Origin of the sequence: Ilumatobacter coccineus YM16-304 (genome assembly GCF_000348785.1) — a bacterium.
Taxonomy (GTDB): Bacteria; Actinomycetota; Acidimicrobiia; order Acidimicrobiales; family Ilumatobacteraceae; genus Ilumatobacter_A; species Ilumatobacter_A coccineus.
Window position 1 is genome coordinate 2411069 of the sequence record NC_020520.1, and the last position, 18237, is coordinate 2429305.

At 65.7% G+C, this 18237-nt stretch carries 17 protein-coding genes and 1 tRNA gene; all 18 read left to right on the forward strand.

Going from position 1 to position 18237, the window contains the following annotated elements; translation table 11 throughout:
* The first annotated feature begins 22 nt into the window (after window positions 1-22).
* Window positions 23-745 (forward strand): class I SAM-dependent methyltransferase, encoded by a 723-nt coding sequence (locus tag YM304_RS10835; protein ID WP_015441726.1) that lies wholly within the window; start codon window positions 23-25, stop codon window positions 743-745.
* Between the two features lie 54 nt (window positions 746-799).
* The gene (gene rapZ, locus YM304_RS10840) at window positions 800-1645 is read left to right on the forward strand and encodes an RNase adapter RapZ (protein ID WP_015441727.1); all 846 of its coding nucleotides are present in this window, start codon (window positions 800-802) and stop codon (window positions 1643-1645) included.
* A gap of 117 nt (window positions 1646-1762) precedes the next feature.
* Window positions 1763-2776 carry a type I glyceraldehyde-3-phosphate dehydrogenase gene (gap, locus tag YM304_RS10845; protein WP_015441728.1) on the forward strand — a complete coding sequence of 338 codons (1014 nt, stop codon included), beginning with the start codon at window positions 1763-1765 and terminating at the stop codon, window positions 2774-2776.
* A 16-nt stretch (window positions 2777-2792) separates the two neighbouring features.
* Window positions 2793-3911, forward strand: coding sequence for a phosphoglycerate kinase (locus tag YM304_RS10850; RefSeq protein ID WP_015441729.1), 1119 nt, complete (start codon window positions 2793-2795; stop codon window positions 3909-3911).
* Between the two features lie 261 nt (window positions 3912-4172).
* On the forward strand, window positions 4173-4946 hold the full coding sequence (gene tpiA / locus YM304_RS10855; protein WP_154723410.1) for a triose-phosphate isomerase: 774 nt from the start codon (window positions 4173-4175) through the stop codon (window positions 4944-4946).
* Window positions 4947-5131: 185 nt separating this feature from the next.
* Window positions 5132-7162 carry an ABC transporter substrate-binding protein gene (locus YM304_RS10860; protein WP_083908313.1) on the forward strand — a complete coding sequence of 677 codons (2031 nt, stop codon included), beginning with the start codon at window positions 5132-5134 and terminating at the stop codon, window positions 7160-7162.
* A gap of 171 nt (window positions 7163-7333) precedes the next feature.
* Window positions 7334-8242 (forward strand): ABC transporter permease, encoded by a 909-nt coding sequence (locus tag YM304_RS10865; protein ID WP_154723411.1) that lies wholly within the window; start codon window positions 7334-7336, stop codon window positions 8240-8242.
* A gap of 3 nt (window positions 8243-8245) precedes the next feature.
* A complete protein-coding gene (locus tag YM304_RS10870; protein ID WP_015441733.1) occupies window positions 8246-9259 on the forward strand; it encodes an ABC transporter permease in 1014 nt (337 codons plus the stop codon).
* Window positions 9256-10251, forward strand: coding sequence for an ABC transporter ATP-binding protein (locus tag YM304_RS10875; protein WP_015441734.1), 996 nt, complete (start codon window positions 9256-9258; stop codon window positions 10249-10251). Before YM304_RS10870 ends, YM304_RS10875 begins: the two co-directional genes overlap by 4 nt.
* Window positions 10248-11336, forward strand: coding sequence for an ABC transporter ATP-binding protein (locus YM304_RS10880; RefSeq protein ID WP_015441735.1), 1089 nt, complete (start codon window positions 10248-10250; stop codon window positions 11334-11336). Before YM304_RS10875 ends, YM304_RS10880 begins: the two co-directional genes overlap by 4 nt.
* A gap of 16 nt (window positions 11337-11352) precedes the next feature.
* A complete protein-coding gene (locus YM304_RS10885) occupies window positions 11353-11871 on the forward strand; it encodes a PH domain-containing protein (protein WP_015441736.1) in 519 nt (172 codons plus the stop codon).
* A 117-nt stretch (window positions 11872-11988) separates the two neighbouring features.
* Window positions 11989-12231: a preprotein translocase subunit SecG gene (gene secG, locus YM304_RS23945; RefSeq protein ID WP_015441737.1), complete on the forward strand. Its 243-nt coding sequence runs from the start codon at window positions 11989-11991 to the stop codon at window positions 12229-12231.
* 73 nt (window positions 12232-12304) lie between these two features.
* Window positions 12305-12394: transfer RNA gene (locus YM304_RS10895), tRNA-Leu, on the forward strand.
* A 114-nt stretch (window positions 12395-12508) separates the two neighbouring features.
* Window positions 12509-12934: a PPOX class F420-dependent oxidoreductase gene (locus YM304_RS10900; protein WP_015441738.1), complete on the forward strand. Its 426-nt coding sequence runs from the start codon at window positions 12509-12511 to the stop codon at window positions 12932-12934.
* Between the two features lie 139 nt (window positions 12935-13073).
* On the forward strand, window positions 13074-14138 hold the full coding sequence (locus tag YM304_RS22420) for a GGDEF domain-containing protein (RefSeq protein WP_015441739.1): 1065 nt from the start codon (window positions 13074-13076) through the stop codon (window positions 14136-14138).
* Window positions 14139-14295: 157 nt separating this feature from the next.
* Window positions 14296-14739, forward strand: a complete 444-nt coding sequence (locus tag YM304_RS10910; RefSeq protein WP_015441740.1) for a hemerythrin domain-containing protein — start codon at window positions 14296-14298, stop codon at window positions 14737-14739.
* 211 nt (window positions 14740-14950) lie between these two features.
* A complete protein-coding gene (locus tag YM304_RS10915) occupies window positions 14951-15559 on the forward strand; it encodes a biotin transporter BioY (RefSeq protein ID WP_041298204.1) in 609 nt (202 codons plus the stop codon).
* Between the two features lie 85 nt (window positions 15560-15644).
* Window positions 15645-18236: a flavin-containing monooxygenase gene (locus tag YM304_RS10920; RefSeq protein ID WP_015441742.1), complete on the forward strand. Its 2592-nt coding sequence runs from the start codon at window positions 15645-15647 to the stop codon at window positions 18234-18236.
* The last annotated feature ends 1 nt before the right edge of the window (window position 18237 follow it).

Genomic DNA, 18237 nt, shown 5'->3' on the forward strand with positions numbered 1-18237 from the left:
CGCCTCGTACGCTCGGCGGACGATGAGCGACGAACTGTGGGAAGCGCACGCCGACTGGTGGATCGAAGGGTTCACCGACGGCGCCGACCCGGAGTACGTCGAACAGATCCTGCCGCTCGCTGCAGACGAGTTGGCTGGTGCGCGACGCGTGCTCGACATCGGTTGCGGCGACGGGCAGATCGCCCGACTCGCCGCTTCCCAGGGCAGCACCGTGGTCGGTGTCGATCCGACCTGGAACTGTGTGTCGGTCGCCGAGGACCGAGGTGGTGGACCCGCCTACGCCCGAGCCGGCGCGGCGAGCCTGCCGTTCGCCAGCGGGTCGTTCGACGCCGCGACGGCGTGCCTGGTGTTCGAGCACATCGACGAGGTCGACGCAGCGATCGCCGAGGTCGCCCGAGTGCTCGAACCCGGTGGCCGGTTCTGCTTCTTCCTCAACCATCCGATCCTGCAGGCGCCAGGGAGCTCGTGGATCGACGACCACATGGTCGACCCACCCGAGCAGTACTGGCGGCTCGGCCCGTACCTGGTCGAGACCGAGACGACCGAGCAGGTGGAGTTGGGCGTGTGGATCAGGTTCATCCACCGTCCGATGTCGCGCTACGTCAACGCGCTCGCCGCGAACGGCCTCACGATCGAGCGAATGGTCGAGCCGGCACCGCCGCCCGGCTTCCTCGAACGCGCCCCGGGCTACGCCGACAGCGCTGCGTTCCCGCGGCTGCTGTACCTCCGGTTGCGAAAGTCCTGATCACGGGCTGCTCTGTCCACCCGATGGGTCGCCGGGCAAGTACGGTGAGCAGCGATGGCTGAAGTGGTCTTGATCACCGGGCTCTCCGGAGCCGGACGTTCGGGAGCTGCCGACGTCCTCGAAGACCTCGGCTTCTACGTGGTCGACAACCTGCCGACCACGCTGGTCAACACGATCGTCGACCTCGCGGCCAAGCCGGGTAGCGACATCGGCAAACTGGCGCTGGTCGCCGGACGCCAGCACCACGAACTGCTCAACAAGATCGGCGAGCTGCGCGCCAGCGGCCACCGTGTCCGGGTCGTGTTCCTCGACGCCGCCACACCCGAGGTCGTGCGTCGATACGACGCGACCCGTCGCCGCCACCCGCTCGCCGACGTCGCCGGCGGGCTGATCGAAGCGATCGAACTCGAACGCGAACAGCTCGAACCGGTGCGTCAGGCCGCCGACCTCGTCATCGACACGAGCGACCTCAACATCCATCAGCTCAAGGAACGCATCGTCGGCGCCTTCGACTCCGAGTCCGGGTCGCGCCTGCAGATCGCCGTCGAGAGCTTCGGTTTCAAGCACGGCCTGCCGCTCGACGCCGACATGGTGATGGACGTGCGCTTCCTGCCGAACCCGCACTGGCAGGAAGAGCTTCGACCGCTCACCGGCCACGACCCCAAGGTCCGTGACCACGTCATCGAAACGGCAGCCGGCTCGGAGTTCGTCGATCGGCTCGACGACATGCTCGGTTGGCTGGTGCCGCACTACGAGGCCGAGGGGCGGAGTTACCTGACGCTCGCCATCGGTTGCACGGGTGGTCGTCACCGTTCGGTGGCCATCGCAGAGGAGATGGCCTCGCGGCTCCGGGCGCGTGGCGCTGCCGTTCGCGCCACCCACCGCGACGTGGCCCGGTAGCGGGCGCTACAGTCGAGAGCGAGCCGGCATCGGCGCCGCTCGCACTTTCATCCAGCGGCGGGCTCCCCGCCATCGACACCTGGACACGTCCAGGCCCACCCCAGAAGGAACCCCCACATGACAGTTCGCGTCGGCATCAATGGCTTCGGCCGCATCGGCCGCAACTTCTTCCGCGCTGCCAAGGCGCAGGGAGCCGACATCGACTTCGTCGCAGTGAACGACCTCGGTTCGCTCGACCAGATGGCTCACCTGCTGCAGTACGACTCGGTGCTCGGTCGTTTCCCCGACACCGTCAAGGTCGTCAAGGGCGGCATCAAGGTCGGCGACGACACGCTCAAGGTGCTCAGCGAGCGCAACCCCGGCGATCTCCCGTGGGGCGATCTCGGCGTCGACGTGGTCGTCGAGTCGACCGGCTTCTTCAACTCGCGTGACGCAGCGAGCGCACACCTCGACGCCGGGGCTCCGCTGGTGATCGTGTCGGCGCCGTGCTCCGAAGCCGACGCCACGTTCGTCTACGGCGTGAACCACAAGGACTTCCGCATCACGAAGCACAAGGTCATCTCCAATGCGAGCTGCACGACCAACTGCATCGTTCCGCTCGTGAAGGTGCTCGACGACAACTTCGGCGTCGTCGAAGGTCTCATGACCACCATCCACGCCTACACCGGTGACCAGGCCCTCGTCGACGGCCCGCACAAGGATCTCCGCCGTGCACGCGCCGCAGCGATCAACATCATTCCCACCTCGACCGGCGCCGCACGTGCGACCTCGCTGGTGATGGAATCGATGAAGGGCAAGCTCGACGGCGGCGCACTGCGCGTGCCGGTCCCGACGGGCTCGCTCACCGACTTCACGGCCAACCTGAAGAAGAAGGCGACCGTCGAAGAGATCAACGCCGCCTTCGCGAAGGCCGCCAAGTCGGGCGCACTCAAGGACGTGCTCAGCTACACCGACGCACCGATCGTGTCGAGCGACATCGTCACCGACCCGTCGAGCTGCACCTTCGACGCCGGCATGACCCAGGCCCAGGGCAAGATGGTCAAGGTCAACGGCTGGTACGACAACGAGTGGGGCTACTCGAACCGCCTCGTCGACATGGCGCTCTTCACCGGCGCCAAGGTCAAGCGCTGAAGCGGAACTGATCACCATGTCTGAGATCCCCCGCCTGGAGGATCTGGAAGCCCGAGTCGGTGATCTGTCGGGCAAGCGCGTGCTCGTGCGAACCGACTTCAACGTGCCCCTCGACGACGAGGGAAACATCACCGACGACTTCCGGATCCGTGCTGCACTGCCGACGATCGAATGGCTCACCGAACGCGGCGCGAACGTCGTCACGGCGAGCCACCTCGGTCGACCGAAGGGTGAGCCCGACCCGAAGTACTCGATGGAGCCGGTGCGGGTTCGCCTCGCCGAGTTGGCGCCGGGCGTCGAACTGTTGGAGAACCTCCGGTTCAACGCGGGGGAGACCGCCAACGACCCGGCGTTCGTCGCCGAACTCGTCGACGGCATCGATGCCTACGTCAACGACGCGTTCGGTGCCTCGCACCGGTCGCACGCGTCGATCGTGGGGCCGCCGCAACACGTCCCGTCGGCGATGGGTCGGCTGTTGGAGAAGGAGGTCGACGTGCTGCTCGGCCTGCGCAACAAGCCGAAGCATCCGTTCGTGGCCGTGCTCGGCGGCGCCAAGATCTCCGACAAGCTCGGGGTGATCGAAGCGCTGCTCGAAACGGTCGACGCCATCGTCATCGGCGGGGCGATGTGCTTCACGTTCTTCGCCGCGCAGGGCAAGCCGATCGGTTCGTCGCTCCACGAGCCCGACATGATCGACACGTGTCGTGATCTGTTGGCGAAAGCCACCGAGATGGGCAAGACCATTCACCTGCCCGACGACATCACCGGCACCGACGCCAGTGGCAACTTCGCGCAGTTCGGGTCGCGTCTCGGCGAGGGCTCGATCGGCTACGACATCGGGCCCGGCTCTGCCGCCGCCTTCACCGACGTGATCATGGACGCACGCATGGTGTTCTGGAACGGCCCGATGGGCATGTTCGAAGACGAGCGGTTCGCTTCGGGTACGCGCACGGTCGCGCAGGCGATGGCCGACACCAAGGCGTTCACCGTCGTCGGCGGCGGCGACTCGGCGGCCGCGCTCGCACAGTTCAAGCTCGACGACGAGGTGAGTCACGTCTCCACCGGGGGAGGGGCCAGCCTCGAACTCCTCGAGAACGGCGATCTCCCCGGCCTCGCCGCCCTCCGCAAGAACTGACCCGTCATCCGGTGTCAGACACCAGATGACGTGCGAGAGGCCGATCGTACGGATTCAACCACGTACGCTCCGTGAGGCCGATCAAGAGCAGTCAACCGCCGACGGTCCGTGAGGCCGAACCAACTCGAAAGACCGAACCATCTCAGAACGCCCGGCACGGCCGCCGCCGGGAGCGCCAGCGACCAAGGCTGGCGTGAGGCCGATCAAGAGCAGTCAACCGCCGACGGTCCGTGAGGCCGAACCAACTCGAAAGGCCGAACGATCATGAAACGAACTCCGCTCATCTCCGGCAACTGGAAGATGAACCTCAACCACTTCGAAGCGATCCAGGTGGTGCAGAAGCTGCACTATCTCGTGCCCAAGGAGGTGTTCGACGACGTCGAGGTCTCGATCCATCCGCCGTTCACCGACATCCGGTCGGTGCAGACGCTGATCGAGAGCGAGGAACTCGACTTCTCGCTCGGCGCGCAGCACTGCCATTTCGAGGACTCGGGTGCGTTCACGGGTGAGGTGTCGCCGGCGTTCCTCGCGAAGCTCAACACCAAGTACGTCATCTGCGGGCACAGCGAACGTCGTGAGGTGTTCGGCGAGACCGACGAGATGGTCAACGCGAAGGTGCAGGCGATCCTCAAGCACGGCATGACGCCGATCATGTGCTGTGGTGAGACGCTCGACGAGCGTGAAGCCGACGAGACCGAGTCGAAGGTCCTCGGTCAGATCGAAGCCGGCCTCGCCGGCGTGACGAACGAACAGATCGCGTCGCTGGTGATCGCCTACGAACCGATCTGGGCGATCGGCACCGGTAAGACGGCGACGTCCGACGACGCACAGTCGGTGTGCGCGGCGATCCGCTCGAAGATCCGCGACATGGCCGACGACGCCACTGCCGACGCGGTCCGCATCCAGTACGGCGGATCGGTCAAGGGTGGAAACGCCGCCGAGCTCATGGGTCAGCCCGACATCGACGGCGCGCTCGTCGGTGGCGCGAGCCTCGATCCCGACGAGTTCGCACGGGTCATCCAGTTCGGCAGTTGAACGGTGTGACGCATGGCAGTTCGACTGCCGTATGCGTCGATGGTGGCGAAACCTGCTTGACAGTTCACACAGCTGACACAGATAGGTCTACCCCTCGGTAACAAACGCTGCTATGTTCGTGATCTCTGATTCACCGGGGAGGGTTTCAGAGCTCGGACCGACCAACTGGTCGTCAGCCGTGCGGTGTGGTCGAACGCCGTTGTCCATCCGGACGACGGGCGGTTCCTACGCCACCATCCATCCTCCCGTTCTGTAGTCCAATACAGGAGGACACATACGTGAACAACACCCGACGGAGTACCAAGCTCCTCGCGGTCGCCGCAACATCTGCTCTCGTCTTTGCCGCATGCGGCAGCGACGACGGCGATGACGACGCCGCACCGAGCGGCAGCGACGCCCCGACCGAAGAGCCCACGGAAGAGCCCACTGAGGAGCCGACCGAAGAGCCCACGGAAGAGCCGACCGAAGAACCGACTGAAGAGCCCACGGAAGAGCCGACCGAAGAGCCGGCCGAAGCGGGCGAAGGTGGAACCCTCATCTGGGCCCACGAGCAAGAGCCGGGCGACCTCCACCTCGACGATCCCGAGAACAACCTCTCGATCACGTCGTGGATCCGCAACCCGCTCATCGAAGGCCTCTGGGGCGTCTCGGGTTCGACCGAGTTCTACCCGGAACTGCTCGCCGACGACGGTGAACTGACCGAGAACGGTGACGGCACCGTCACCGGCAAGTTCGCGCTGCGCGAGGGCCTCATGTGGAGCGACGGCACGCCGTTGACCACCGCTGACCTCGAGTTCACCTTCGGGATCCGCGAAGCCGCCGATGGCGAAGATGAAGAGGGCAACCCCAACTACATCTACCTCCTCGGTGACCGCTCGGTCGACGACGCCGTCGACTCGATCACGGCCGACAGCGAGACCGAATTCACCATCGAATTCAACTCGTTCAACGCTGGCTACAAGCGCTTCCTCGAAGAGGTCTACCCGGCCCACGTGTTCTCCGAGGACCCGGCCGAAGCCGCAGAGCAGCTGAACACCGCGCTCCGCGATTGGACTCACGACGGCGAAGTTCTGCCGTCCTCCGGTCCGATGATCTTCGACTCGTGGAACAAGGGCGTCCAGATGAACCTGGTGCGCAACGACAACTACCACGGCTCCAACAGCCCCGACGCCAGCAACACCGGCGTCGCGAGCGTTGCCGGCGTCCAGATCAACTTCGTCACCGACACCGATGCGCAGATCAACGCGCTGCAGGCCGGCGAAGCTCAGATCGTCATGACGCAGCCGCAGTTGGCGTTCGAAAGCCTCGCCTCGAGCGACGAGTTCACGGTGGCTTCCTCCGCTGGACCGGTCTTCGAGCACTGGGGTCTCAACCTGAACAACGCTCACCTGGCAAAGCCTGAGGTCCGTGAGGCCCTCGCGTTCGCCATGGACAAGACCGAAGTGATGGCTGGCCTCTACACCCCGCTGTTCGGTGACACGCTCCCGGCCGAAGGCCTGGGCAACACCTACTGGCTGTCGAACCAGTCGACCTACGAGAACCACGCCGGCGATGCCGGTTACGGCGCAGGCGACATCGAATCGGCACAGGCAGCTCTCGAAGCCGCTGGCTACAGCCAGAACGGCGACGGCATCTACGAGCACCCGGAAGACGGCGTGCTCAGCCTCCGTGTCGGTACGACCGGTGGCAACCGTCTGCGTGAGATCCAAGAGGAACTCATCCAGGCGCAGATGAAGGATGCTGGCATCGAGATCGTCATCGACAACGTCGAAGGTGGCGCGTACTTCTCAGAAGTGCCGTTCTCCGCTGACGCGATCGCATGTGCGACGAGCGGTGGCGCCGAAGGCAACTGCGACATCTGGGACATCACCCAGTTCGCATGGGTCGGTGGCCCGTGGCCCGGCGGTCAGTCCGCTTCGTACCGTTCCGGCGGGGAGAACAACCCCTACGGATTCGCCAACGAGGCATTCGACGCCCGTTCGGACGAGTGTGACGCAACGGTGGACGACACCGAGCGCGCCGCTTGCTACAACGAGCTCGACCGCTACGTGACGACGCTGGAAATGGACCCCGAGAACGGTCTGTTCATGCTCCCGCTCACGCAGAAGCCGTCGTTCTACGGCTACACCTCGGACCTCGCGTCCGCTGGTGTCGCTCCCGACGCACAGCTTGCTGGCCCGCTGACCAACGTCGTGGACTTCGCATTCGCGAGCTGAATCGGTAACTCGATTCTCACATCGAGTTGAACGGCCGGGGCCCCGCATCTGCGGGGCCCCGGCTGCACCCCGGCTCGGTTTTGTCAACCCGTCCCTTCTCAGCGATCTAGGGTTCCCAGCACTGTGTTCGCATACATCACCAGGCGATTGCTCGCGACGATTCCGTTGCTGATGATCGCTCTCTACCTCGTCCACGTCGGCATCTCGTTCACCGTTGATCCACGTGCAGACTTCTATCTCTGTCTCCCTCGCTGCCAAGACGGCTTCGACCAGATCACCGAGCAGTACCAGCTCGACGTCAACATCTGGGTCCGTCCGTTCACCTGGTTCGGCAACATCCTCGGGGGAGACCTCGGGTTCTCGTCGTCGGTCGGCGAGCCCGTCACCGACGTCATGCGGTCACGTGTGTGGAACACCGCCATGGTCGCCATCCCCGCCTTCGTCGTGAGCGCGATCTTCGCACTGCTCCTGTCGGTGTACTCGGCTCGCAACCAGTACTCGAAGGGCGACTACGCCTTCACCGGCCTCGCCTTCATCGGCCTGGCCTTCCCGTCGTTCGTGCTCGCACTGGTCATCCAGAACATCTTCGGTGTGCAGTTCGAGAACTGGACGGGCTTCAAGCCGTTCAACACCGGCCGCAAGACCAACGAGAACCTGCTGCAACTGTTGCGTGACATCACGTTGCCGGCGCTGTCGCTCTCGATCCTGTTCATCTCGGCCGACAGTCGTTTCGGTCGTGCCTCCATGCTCGAAACGCTCAACCAGGACTACATCCGCACCGCTCGGGCCAAGGGACTCACCGAGCGGACGGTCGTGTGGAAGCACGCGCTGCGCAATGCGCTGATTCCGCTCGTCACGCTTTGGGCGCTCAACTTCTCGGCGCTGATGGGTGGCTCGATCGTCACCGAATCCATCTTCTCGTGGCCCGGCATCGGCCAGGTGTTCTTGCGAGCGCTGCCCGACGCCGACATCGACCTCGTGCTGGCGATCGTGTTGTTCACCGGCATCGTCGTGGTCGTGATGAACCTGCTCGCCGACGTGTTGTACGGCATCCTCGACCCTCGAATCCGATTGGACTGACCGATGGCCGGTACAGAAATTCGCTCGACGGGCCTCAGTGAGATCGAGGCGCCGTCCTCCGTCGCCGAGGTGGCCGACGCCGCCGACCTCGAAGGTCTCAGTGACAAGCCGAAGTCGTTCGGCAGGCTTGCCTGGGAACGCTTCCTCAATCACCGTCTCGCCCTCGTCGGGGCCGTGGGCCTCGTGGTCATCGTGCTGCTGTTCTTCCTGGCGCCGTACTTCAGCGACTACGGAGTCGCCGACCGCAACGTGCGCGATCGTCTGCTCGGTCCGTCGTGGGACCATCCGTTCGGCACCGACGAGATCGGTCGCGACCTGTTCGTGAGGACCGCCGCCGGTGGTCGCTACTCGCTGCAGATCGGTCTGTTCGCCGCGGTCATCTCGACGATGATCGGCACGCTGCTCGGCGCGGTCAGTGGCTACTTCGGCCGCTGGGTCGACGTCGTCGTGTCGCAGTTGGTCAACCTGCTGCTCATCGTGCCGGCGCTCATCATCCTGTCGGTGTTCGCGCTGCGTTTCGGCGGCACGGCGATCAGCCTGGCGTTGATCCTGGCCGGCTTGCTCTGGACTCGTATCGCTCGCGTCGTGCGCGGCGTGGTGCTCGCGATCAAGGAGCAGGAGTACATCATGGCGGCGCGTGCTGCCGGGGCGTCGCACTGGCGCATCATCTTCCGGCACCTGCTCCCGAACGTCATGGGCGCCATCGCCGTCGAGGTGACGCTGTTGCTCGGCACGGTCATCGTGCTCGAGTCGACGCTGTCGTTCCTCGGCCTGGGCGTCAAGCCACCGAACACATCGCTCGGCACGCTCGTGCGTGACGCGAAGGGTTCGATCGACAGCGATCCGCTCCGCGTGCTCATGCCCGGTATCTGGATCGTGTTGATCGTGTTGTGTGTGAACTTCCTCGGTGACGGTCTGCGCGATGCGCTCGATCCGCGGTCGAAGGCCGAAGGCAACAAGCCGGTCAAAGCAGAGAGCACCGAAGCGAACGTGACGCAGGAACAGGTGGGGCCATGACGACAGAACCACTTCTCAAGGTCGACAACATGTCGGTCGGCTTCCACACCAAGTCGGGTGTGGTCCGTGCCGTTCGCGACATGAGCTTCGAGATCAACCCGGGCGAAGTGCTCGCGGTGGTCGGCGAATCGGGGTCGGGCAAGTCGGTGACGGCGTTGGCGTTGATGCAGTTGCATCCGCGGAACACCGAGATCGGCGGGTCGGCGATGTTTCAGGGCATGGACCTGCTGTCGATGACCGACAACGAGATGCGCAACATCCGTGGACGCGACATCGCCATGATCTTCCAGGACCCGATGACGGCGATGAACCCGGTGTTCACCGTGGGTGAGCAGATCGTCGAGGCGATCCGCATCCACAACGCCGACGTCACCAAGGAAGCGGCGTGGAGCCGCGCGGTCGATCTGTTGCAGATGGTCGGTGTGCCCGAACCGAAGCGACGGGCATCGCAGTACCCGCACGAGTACTCGGGTGGCATGCGTCAGCGAGCCATGATCGCGATGGCGATCTCCAACGACCCGTTGCTGCTCATCGCCGACGAGCCCACCACGGCGCTCGACGTCACCGTGCAGGCCCAGGTGATGGAAGTGCTGCACGAGGTGCAGGCCCAGACCGGATCAGCGATGATGCTGATCACCCACGACCTGGGCCTCGTCGCCGGGTCGGCCGACCGTGTGCAGGTCATGTACGCGAGTCGCCTCATGGAGACCGGGTCGATCGACAAGATCTTCTACGAGTCCCGCAACCCGTACACGCGTGCGCTGCTCGAGTCGATTCCCGACCTCGAGGGCACCAAAGAGACGCTCGAACCGATTCCGGGCAACCCGCCGAGCCTGCTCAACCCGCCGTCGGGCTGTGCGTTCCGACCGCGCTGCACGATGTCGATTCCGGCGTGCGCCGAGACCGAGCCGACCCTCGTGACGGTCGGTGAACAGCACGCGAGCCGTTGCTTGCGGGTCGACGACATCGAGATGACAGGAGCCCCGGCATGACGATGATCGACGATTCCGACCGCATGGCGTCGCTCGCCAGCGACGGACGTGAGCCGCTGCTGCGTGTTCGCAACCTGGTCAAGGAGTTCCCGATCCGGGCGGGCGTGTTCCGCCGCCAGGTCGGTGCCGTGCAGGCCGTGAGCGACGTGTCGTTCGACCTGTACCCGCAGGAGACGCTGGGCGTCGTGGGCGAGTCGGGCTGCGGCAAGAGCACGCTCGGCCGTTCGCTGCTGCGACTGATCGAACCGACGTCGGGCGATGTGCTGTTCGGCGACGAAGACGTGACCGAGGCGTCGAAGTCTCGTCTCCGTGAGCTCCGACGAGACCTCCAGATGGTCTTCCAGGACCCGTATGCGTCGCTCAACCCGCGTCTGCCGATCCGTGACATCATCGGCGAGCCGATGCGGATCCACGGGGTGGGTCGTACCGAATCGCGCCAGCGTGTCGGTGACCTGCTCAAGCGCGTGGGTCTGTTGCCCGAACACGGCAACCGCTACCCGCACGAGTTCTCGGGCGGCCAACGTCAGCGCATCGGTATCGCACGTTCGTTGGCGCTGCGCCCGAAGGTGATCGTGCTCGACGAGCCGGTGTCGGCGCTCGACGTGTCGATCCAGGCCCAGGTGCTCAACCTGCTCGACGAGATCCAGGACGAGTTCGACCTCAGTTTCATCTTCATCGCCCACGACCTGTCGGTGGTGCGTCACACGAGCGATCGCGTGGCCGTGATGTACCTCGGTCGCTTGGCCGAGGTGGCCGATCGTGACTCGCTCTACGACGCTCCTGCCCATCCGTACACGGCGTCGTTGCTGTCGGCGGTGCCCGTGGCCGATCCGCGTCGCGAGCGTTCGCGCAAGCGGATCATCCTGCAAGGTGACGTGCCGAGCCCGTCGAACCCGCCGTCGGGTTGCCGGTTCCACCCGCGCTGCCCGATCGCGCAGGATCGCTGCAAGACCGAGACGCCGGTGCTCACCGACGTGTCGCCGACGCAGCAGGTGGCGTGCCACTTCCCGTTGCTGAACGGCGAGCCGTTGCTCACGCGTATCCAAGACATGGGTCGCGAGAGCGACGTCGTCACCACCGGCTGAGCCGAACCGGGCGCACATGGCCGACGGCGCCAGCATCACGCTGCATTCGTCGTGGCGCGGCATCATCACGTCGTCGCTGGGCGCTCTCATGGTGTTCGGCGTCGGTTCCGCAGCGGTGTTCGCGTCGGGCCTGAGTGTCGTGACCGGCATCATCGCCGCGGTCGGGTTGCTGCTGGTGCTCGGTGTCGCGGTCGACTATCCGCTTCGCTCGACGTTCGACGCCGAGGGTGTGACGCGCCGGGCGATGCTGCGCAGCCACCGTTTGGCGTGGAGCGACGTTCGTCAACTGTCGCGAACTCGCCCGAGTGTGGCGAGCATGCGACGACTGCAGCACGGTGGGCTCATCGCGCTCGTGGGCAAGCGTCGCTATCTGCTGGTCGACCAGGCGGAGTCGGGCGCCGAACACGACGAGCTCGATGCGGTGCTCGGCGAGCGGGGCGACGAGATCGGGTTCGACGAAGTGATCCGGCCGGGCGACGACGTGGCGCCGACCTGGATCTACCGCAGCAAACGGTGGCAACCACCGACGTCCTGACCCGATCCATCCCCGCCGACCTGGTTATTTCCATCCCGGATGGAAATCACCAGGTTGTGCGGAGTGGGCTCGGCGTTGCCGCCGGGGATTCGCTGCGAGCCGCTAGGATCTCTGCTCGTGCGTGACGTCTTTCTCTACATCACTCTGGTGCTCAATGTCGTCTCGATGATCGGCCTGATCGCCGGCATCTTGATGCACAGCGGTCGGGGTGGCGGCTTGTCCGACATGTTCGGCGGCGGCGGGGGAGCGGCACTCGGGTCGACGGCTGCCGAGCGCAACCTGAACCGGATCACGTTCGTGGCCGCGCTCGTGTGGATCTTCTCGCTGGTCGCGTTCACGTTCTTCCTCGAACGAGTCTGATCGCACATCTCAGGTGGACGCTGCCTCGGTAGCGGCTATCATCTGTTCCCGCACATCGTGCGAAACACCACTTGTCGAAGTGGCGGAATTGGCAGACGCGCTAGCTTGAGGTGCTAGTGCCCTATTAATGGGCGTGTGGGTTCAAGTCCCATCTTCGACACCAAAGAAATTCGTTGTTGACCAGGGCTTCGGCCCTGGTCGACGGCTTTTTCGGGTGGAACAACGGCGGCGGCGCGTGACGGCACGCACTCGCCCCGTCTCGTTGACATACTGAGGTATGGCTTCGCTTGCAGATGAACGGATTCGCGACTTTCTCTCCACGGGCACACGGACCGGGAAGATCGCCTGGGTGGCCAGCAGCGGTGCGCCACACGTGGCGCCGATCTGGTTCGTGCTCGACGGCGACGACGTCGTGTTCAACACGCACTCCAGCAGCGGCAAGGGCAAGGCGCTCGCACGCGAAGGGCGAGCATCGCTCGTCGTCGACGACCAGACGCCGCCGTTCTCGTTCGTCAAGGTCGACGGGCCGGTCACCATCTCCGACGACCTCGACGAGGTCCGGCGTTTCGCGACGCTCATCGGCGGTCGCTACATGGGCCAGGACCGGGCCGAGGAATACGGCGAGCGCAACGGAGTCGACGGCGAACTCGTCGTCCGACTCCACGCCGCCAAGGTGACCGCCGGCTTCGACGTCGCCGACTGAGTTGCGCGTGACGTCCGCGTCGCACCTGGTCGAACAGGTCGTGCGGCCACGACGGCGTGAGTCGAATCGACCACGAATCGCTTGACGCACTGACGATTGTTGGTCTCAAGTCGCTGTTGCGTCGACCGATGCAACATCGATGTCCGCTTCGCCCAACATGCCCACGGGGCGACTCAATCGGACAGCGCTCACCTGGGTGATCGTCTCGGTGCTGGTGGTCACGCCGCTCGAAACGGTCGCACTCGACACCCGGGTTGCGCTCCTGACGCTTCCGTTCCGGGCCGGGGCGTTGCTCGTCAATCTGTATCTGCTGCGCACCGGTCGCATCGGACCGATCGGGTGCGGCCGGGCCTTCCTCGCTCAGGGCCTGCTCACCATGGTCGGATGGTCGCTCGTGCTCGCACCGGACCCCGATCGAGTAGCGCTCGAAGCCGTCGCCTACGGCACGATCCTCTCGATCTTTGCGCTGATGATCGCACCCCGATCGCAACGGCGGTGGTGGGCGGCAGGCGTGGTGGCGATCGCATTGCTCCCGGCAGCGATCCATCTGATCCCCGACGACACGATCCTCTTCTTCCAAGCCTGCGCCGTGCTCATCGTTCACGGCGCCGCCATCGCCGTGCTCGACGTCCACACCCACAAGGCCGAAGAGGCCGGAGCGATGGCGTCGATCGACCCGTTGACCGGCCTGCTCAACCGGCGTTCGATGGTCAAGCGCCTCGATCAGCGCATCGCCCTCGCCGGACCCGAGGGGGAGGCGTCGAGCGTGTTGTTGATCGATCTCGACCACTTCAAGTCGATCAACGACTCTCGCGGCCATCTCGCCGGCGACGCGGCCCTCGTCGACGTGGCCGACGCGATGACCTCGACGGTGCGGCCGACCGACCAGGTCTGTCGGTGGGGCGGCGAGGAGTTCCTCGTCCTGCTGCCGGCATCCGGCCTGGCTGCTGCGACCCACACGGCCGAGCGTCTCCGCACCGTGATCGCGGGCACCGGGGTCACCGCATCGATCGGGGTGGCGGACGTACGCCGCGGCGACACGGTGTCGGAATGGGTCCGACGGGCAGACCTGGCGCTGTATGCCGCCAAGCGAGACGGTCGTAACCGCGTGTCGACCGACGTCGTACAGGTCACCCGCCGTCACGCTCGCAGCGTCGCCGACCTCGACGGCGAGCGCACGGCGGCCGGCACCACGTCCGCCTGACCGTCTCGACGACGCGTCGAGGAGGATTTCATCGAGCACGGATTGCCGCTCACCGCCGGGGAGATTGAGCGTCAAATGGGCCTGAGCAGCCGGTTCGGACGGCACCGGCCGGGCACCGACCGTTTGAATTCCGTCAAGAATGGAGAACATCCCTGTCATGACCACGATCTTCGAAGCACTCCGTGAGGACCACGACAAGCAGCGCACGCTGATCGACCTCGTCGTCAAGACCGAGGGATCGAGCGACGGCCGAAAGGAACTGTTCGACCAGCTCAAGGATGCCCTCACCGCCCACGCCGGCGCCGAGGAGCGCTACTTCTACGTGCCGCTCATGGAGCACGACCTCACCCAGGAGCACGCCCGCCACTCCGTGTCGGAGCACAAGGAACTCGACGACTTCATCGAGCAGCTCGAGGAGTACGACATGTCGGGTCCGCAGTGGATCCAGACCGCCAAGGAACTCGAACACCGCCTGCTGCACCACCTCGAGGAAGAGGAAGTCGAAGTGTTCCCACTCGCCGGCAAGGCGCTGTCGGACGACGAGAAGAATTCGCTCGCCGAGGAGTACCGCTCCGACATGGAGCGTCGCGACTCGCAGTGATCGATCGATCGTCGAGCGTCGCCGCTGTCGCCCAGCGCGGCAGCGGCGACCGACGATCATCGCAGGCCGGGCCACACGCGTCGACACCGAACCGGTGTGAAATCTGACCGGCCCGCTCGAGCCCTCACGTACTTGGTGAGCGGCCTGTCCGCGTGCGATCTTGCAGGGAGCACGAACGTGCTCCACACCCCCAACGCTAGGAAGATCCCGCATGTCTGAAGCTGTCGCCCTCACCACTCCGCGCCCGGCCAGCGCTGTCTTGATCGATCTGATCCCGACGTTGCGCGACAAGACCGCCACGCTCGTCGTCGGTGGCGCACTGCTCACCGCCGCCGCGTCGCAGGTGCGCATCCCGCTCGGATTCACCCCGGTGCCGATCAACCTCGCCACGTTCGCCGCCGTGCTCGTCGGCGGAGCGCTCGGCACCCGGCGGGCCGCCGCCTCGATGGGCCTGTACCTCGCCCTCGGCATCATCGGCCTCCCGTTCTTCACCAACGCGAGCGGCGGCTGGGACCACTTCACCGGTGCGACCGGTGGCTACCTCGTCGGCTACCTCGTGATGGCCGTCATGGTCGGACTCGCCGCCGAGCACGGTCGTGACCGTCGAGCCGTACCGTTCATCGCCGCGGTCGTCCTGGCGAACGCCGTGCTGTACGTACTCGGCGCAGCCTGGCTCTCCCACGTCGTCGGCGTGCCGTTCGCCGGCAGCGGCACCACTGGCTGGTCGCTCGGTGTGCGGCCGTTCCTCGCTGGCGACCTCGTGAAGATGATCGCCGCCGGACTGCTCTTCCCGACGGTCTGGCGCTTCGTCAAGAAGTAGTACCGAGGCGCCGGACGGGCTCGGTCGAGAGATCGACGGCCAGCCCGAGTCGAGAGGCCCCCTCGCGGGGTGCGATCATGGTCACATGAGTGATCAGCAACCAGATGTCGACGTCGTCGTGGTCGGAGCCGGCATCGCCGGCCTGTACCTCCTGTATCGACTCCGCGAGATGGGCATGTCGGCCGTCGCGTTCGAAACTGGCGACGACGTCGGCGGCACCTGGTATTGGAACCGCTACCCGGGCGCACGCTGCGACGTGCAGAGCATCGACTACAGCTACAGCTGGGACGCCGAACTCGACGAGACCTGGGAGTGGTCGGAGCGTTACGCCACCCAGCCCGAGATCCTGCGCTACGTCAACCACGTCGCCGACAAACACGACCTGCGACGCCACATCACCTTCGAGACGCGAGTCGACGGAGCCGCGTGGAACGACGACACCGAACTCTGGACCGTCGCCACCGACGACGGACAGCAGACCACCTGCCGCTACTACGTGATGGCCACCGGGTGTCTGTCGTCGATGAAGGATCCCGACATCGCCGGAACCGGCACGTTCGAGGGCGACGTCTACTTCACCGGGCGCTGGCCGCACGAAGGCGTCGACTTCACCGGCAAGCGTGTCGGTGTCATCGGCACCGGGTCGTCGGCCATCCAGTCGATCCCGATCATCGCCTCGCAGGCCAGCGAACTCACGGTCTTCCAGCGCACGCCGAACTTCTCGCTGCCCGCCCACAACGGCCCCGTCCGACCCGCCGACCGCGCGGCCATCGACGCCGACCGCGCGGCGTACCGACAGCTGGCGAAGTACTCGTCGGCGGGCGTGCCGCGCGAGCTGTCGGAGGAGAGCGCGCTCACCGTCAGCGAAGAGCGCCGCCAGGAGCGCTTCGAGGAAGCGTGGGAGGAGGGCACCATCTTCTCGATGACCGGAGCGTTCATGGACCTCCTCGTCGACCGCACCGCGAACGAGTACGCCGCCGAGTTCGTGCGCAACAAGATCCGCAGCATCGTCGACGACCCGACCACCGCCGAAGCGCTGTGCCCGACCACCTACCCGCTCGGCACGAAGCGCCTCTGCCTCGACACGAACTACTACGCCACGTTCAACGAACCGCACGTGACGCTCGTCGACCTCTTCGCCAATCCGATCAGCAGCATCACGCCGGCGGGCATCGATGTGGTCGACGGCGACGGCGCCACCTCGTACGAGTTCGACGCGCTCGTCTACGCCACCGGATTCGACGCGATGACGGGCGCCATCGTCCGAGTCGACATCGCCGGCCGCAACGGCGTGCAGCTCAAGGAGAAGTGGGCCGAGGGCCCCAAGACCTACCTCGGGCTCATGTCGCACGACTTCCCCAATCTCTTCATGGTGACGGGTCCGCAGAGCCCATCGGTGCTGTCGAACATGGCCGTGTCGATCGAGCAGCACGTCGACTGGATCTGCGACACGCTCGATCACCTGCGTGACCACGACCAGCGTGTCATCGAGCCCACGCAGGAAGCCGAAGACGGCTGGGTCGCTCACGCCAACGACTTCGCCGACATGACCCTCTTCCCCGAAGCCAACTCCTGGTACATGGGTGCGAACGTGCCCGGCAAGGCCCGCGTGGTGCTGCCGTACCTCGGTGGGGTCGACCGGTACCGACGCATCTGCGACGCGGTCGTCGATGGCGACTACGTCGGATTCGCCCGCAGCGGTCCGTCGGGAGAACACGTCGACACCGGCGTGATCTGCCGGCTGCAGCCCGACGTGATGGTGATGCTCGAGATGATGGCCGAACTCGACCTTCCGCCGATGGAGTCGATGCCGGCCCCCGACGCCCGTGCGTTCTCCGAAGCGATGGGCGCGGCGAGCCCTCCCGGCCCCGAGGTCGGTGACGTCATCGACGCAACGCTGCCCGGGGCCGACGGCAACGACCTCGACTACCGGCTGTACCGACCGGCCACCCCCGGCCCGCACCCGATCACGCTCTACTTCCACGGCGGTGGCTGGGTGATCGGCAACGCCACCTCCGACGACGCACTGTGCCGAGACCTGTGCAACAACTCCGGCTCGATCATCATCTCTGTCGACTACCGCCACGGCCCCGAAGCCAAGTTCCCCGCCGCGCATCACGACGCCTACGCCGCGCTCGCATGGGTCGCCGAGCACGCCGACGAACTCGGCGGCAACGGCGAACTCGCCGTGGCCGGATGGAGCGCAGGGGCCAACCTCGCCGCCCATGTGGCTCAGCGCACCCGCGACGAAGGTGGTCCGTCCCTCGCCGGGCAGGTACTGCTGACGCCGGTGACCGACTGCGCCGAACAGCGCCAGTCGTACACCGACAACGGCGAGGGCTACGTGCTCACCAAGAACTTGATGGACTACTTCCTCGACAACTACATCGACGAGGCCGACCGCACCGATCCGATCGCATCGCCCCTGCGTGCGAGCAATCTCGCAGGCCTGGCTCCGGCGATGATCGTCACGTGCGAGTTCGACCCGCTGCGCGACGAAGGCGACGCCTATGCCGCAGCGCTCCGTGAGGCCGGCGTCGACGTCGAACACGTCCAGGCCCACGGCCAGATCCACACGTCGGTCCCGGCGGTCGGAGCGATGGTCACCTCCGCGACCTACCGCGAACAGATGGCCGCCGCACTGCGTGGATTCTTCGGCGCCAGCGTCGCCGTATGAC

Excerpts from the sequence above, each read along its gene's own strand:
- YM304_RS10850 (WP_015441729.1), top strand. The coding sequence starts at position 2,793 with ATGTCTGAGATCCCCCGCCTGGAGGATCTGGAAGCCCGAGTCGGTGAT.
- YM304_RS10865 (WP_154723411.1), top strand. The coding sequence starts at position 7,334 with ATGATCGCTCTCTACCTCGTCCACGTCGGCATCTCGTTCACCGTTGAT.
- YM304_RS10915 (WP_041298204.1), top strand. The coding sequence starts at position 14,951 with ATGTCTGAAGCTGTCGCCCTCACCACTCCGCGCCCGGCCAGCGCTGTC.
- YM304_RS10880 (WP_015441735.1), top strand. The coding sequence starts at position 10,248 with ATGACGATGATCGACGATTCCGACCGCATGGCGTCGCTCGCCAGCGAC.
- YM304_RS10910 (WP_015441740.1), top strand. The coding sequence starts at position 14,296 with ATGACCACGATCTTCGAAGCACTCCGTGAGGACCACGACAAGCAGCGC.
- gap (WP_015441728.1), top strand. The coding sequence starts at position 1,763 with ATGACAGTTCGCGTCGGCATCAATGGCTTCGGCCGCATCGGCCGCAAC.
- YM304_RS10885 (WP_015441736.1), top strand. The coding sequence starts at position 11,353 with ATGGCCGACGGCGCCAGCATCACGCTGCATTCGTCGTGGCGCGGCATC.
- YM304_RS22420 (WP_015441739.1), top strand. The coding sequence starts at position 13,074 with ATGTCCGCTTCGCCCAACATGCCCACGGGGCGACTCAATCGGACAGCG.
- rapZ (WP_015441727.1), top strand. The coding sequence starts at position 800 with ATGGCTGAAGTGGTCTTGATCACCGGGCTCTCCGGAGCCGGACGTTCG.
- YM304_RS10900 (WP_015441738.1), top strand. The coding sequence starts at position 12,509 with ATGGCTTCGCTTGCAGATGAACGGATTCGCGACTTTCTCTCCACGGGC.
- YM304_RS10920 (WP_015441742.1), top strand. The coding sequence starts at position 15,645 with ATGAGTGATCAGCAACCAGATGTCGACGTCGTCGTGGTCGGAGCCGGC.
- YM304_RS10870 (WP_015441733.1), top strand. The coding sequence starts at position 8,246 with ATGGCCGGTACAGAAATTCGCTCGACGGGCCTCAGTGAGATCGAGGCG.
- YM304_RS10875 (WP_015441734.1), top strand. The coding sequence starts at position 9,256 with ATGACGACAGAACCACTTCTCAAGGTCGACAACATGTCGGTCGGCTTC.
- YM304_RS10835 (WP_015441726.1), top strand. The coding sequence starts at position 23 with ATGAGCGACGAACTGTGGGAAGCGCACGCCGACTGGTGGATCGAAGGG.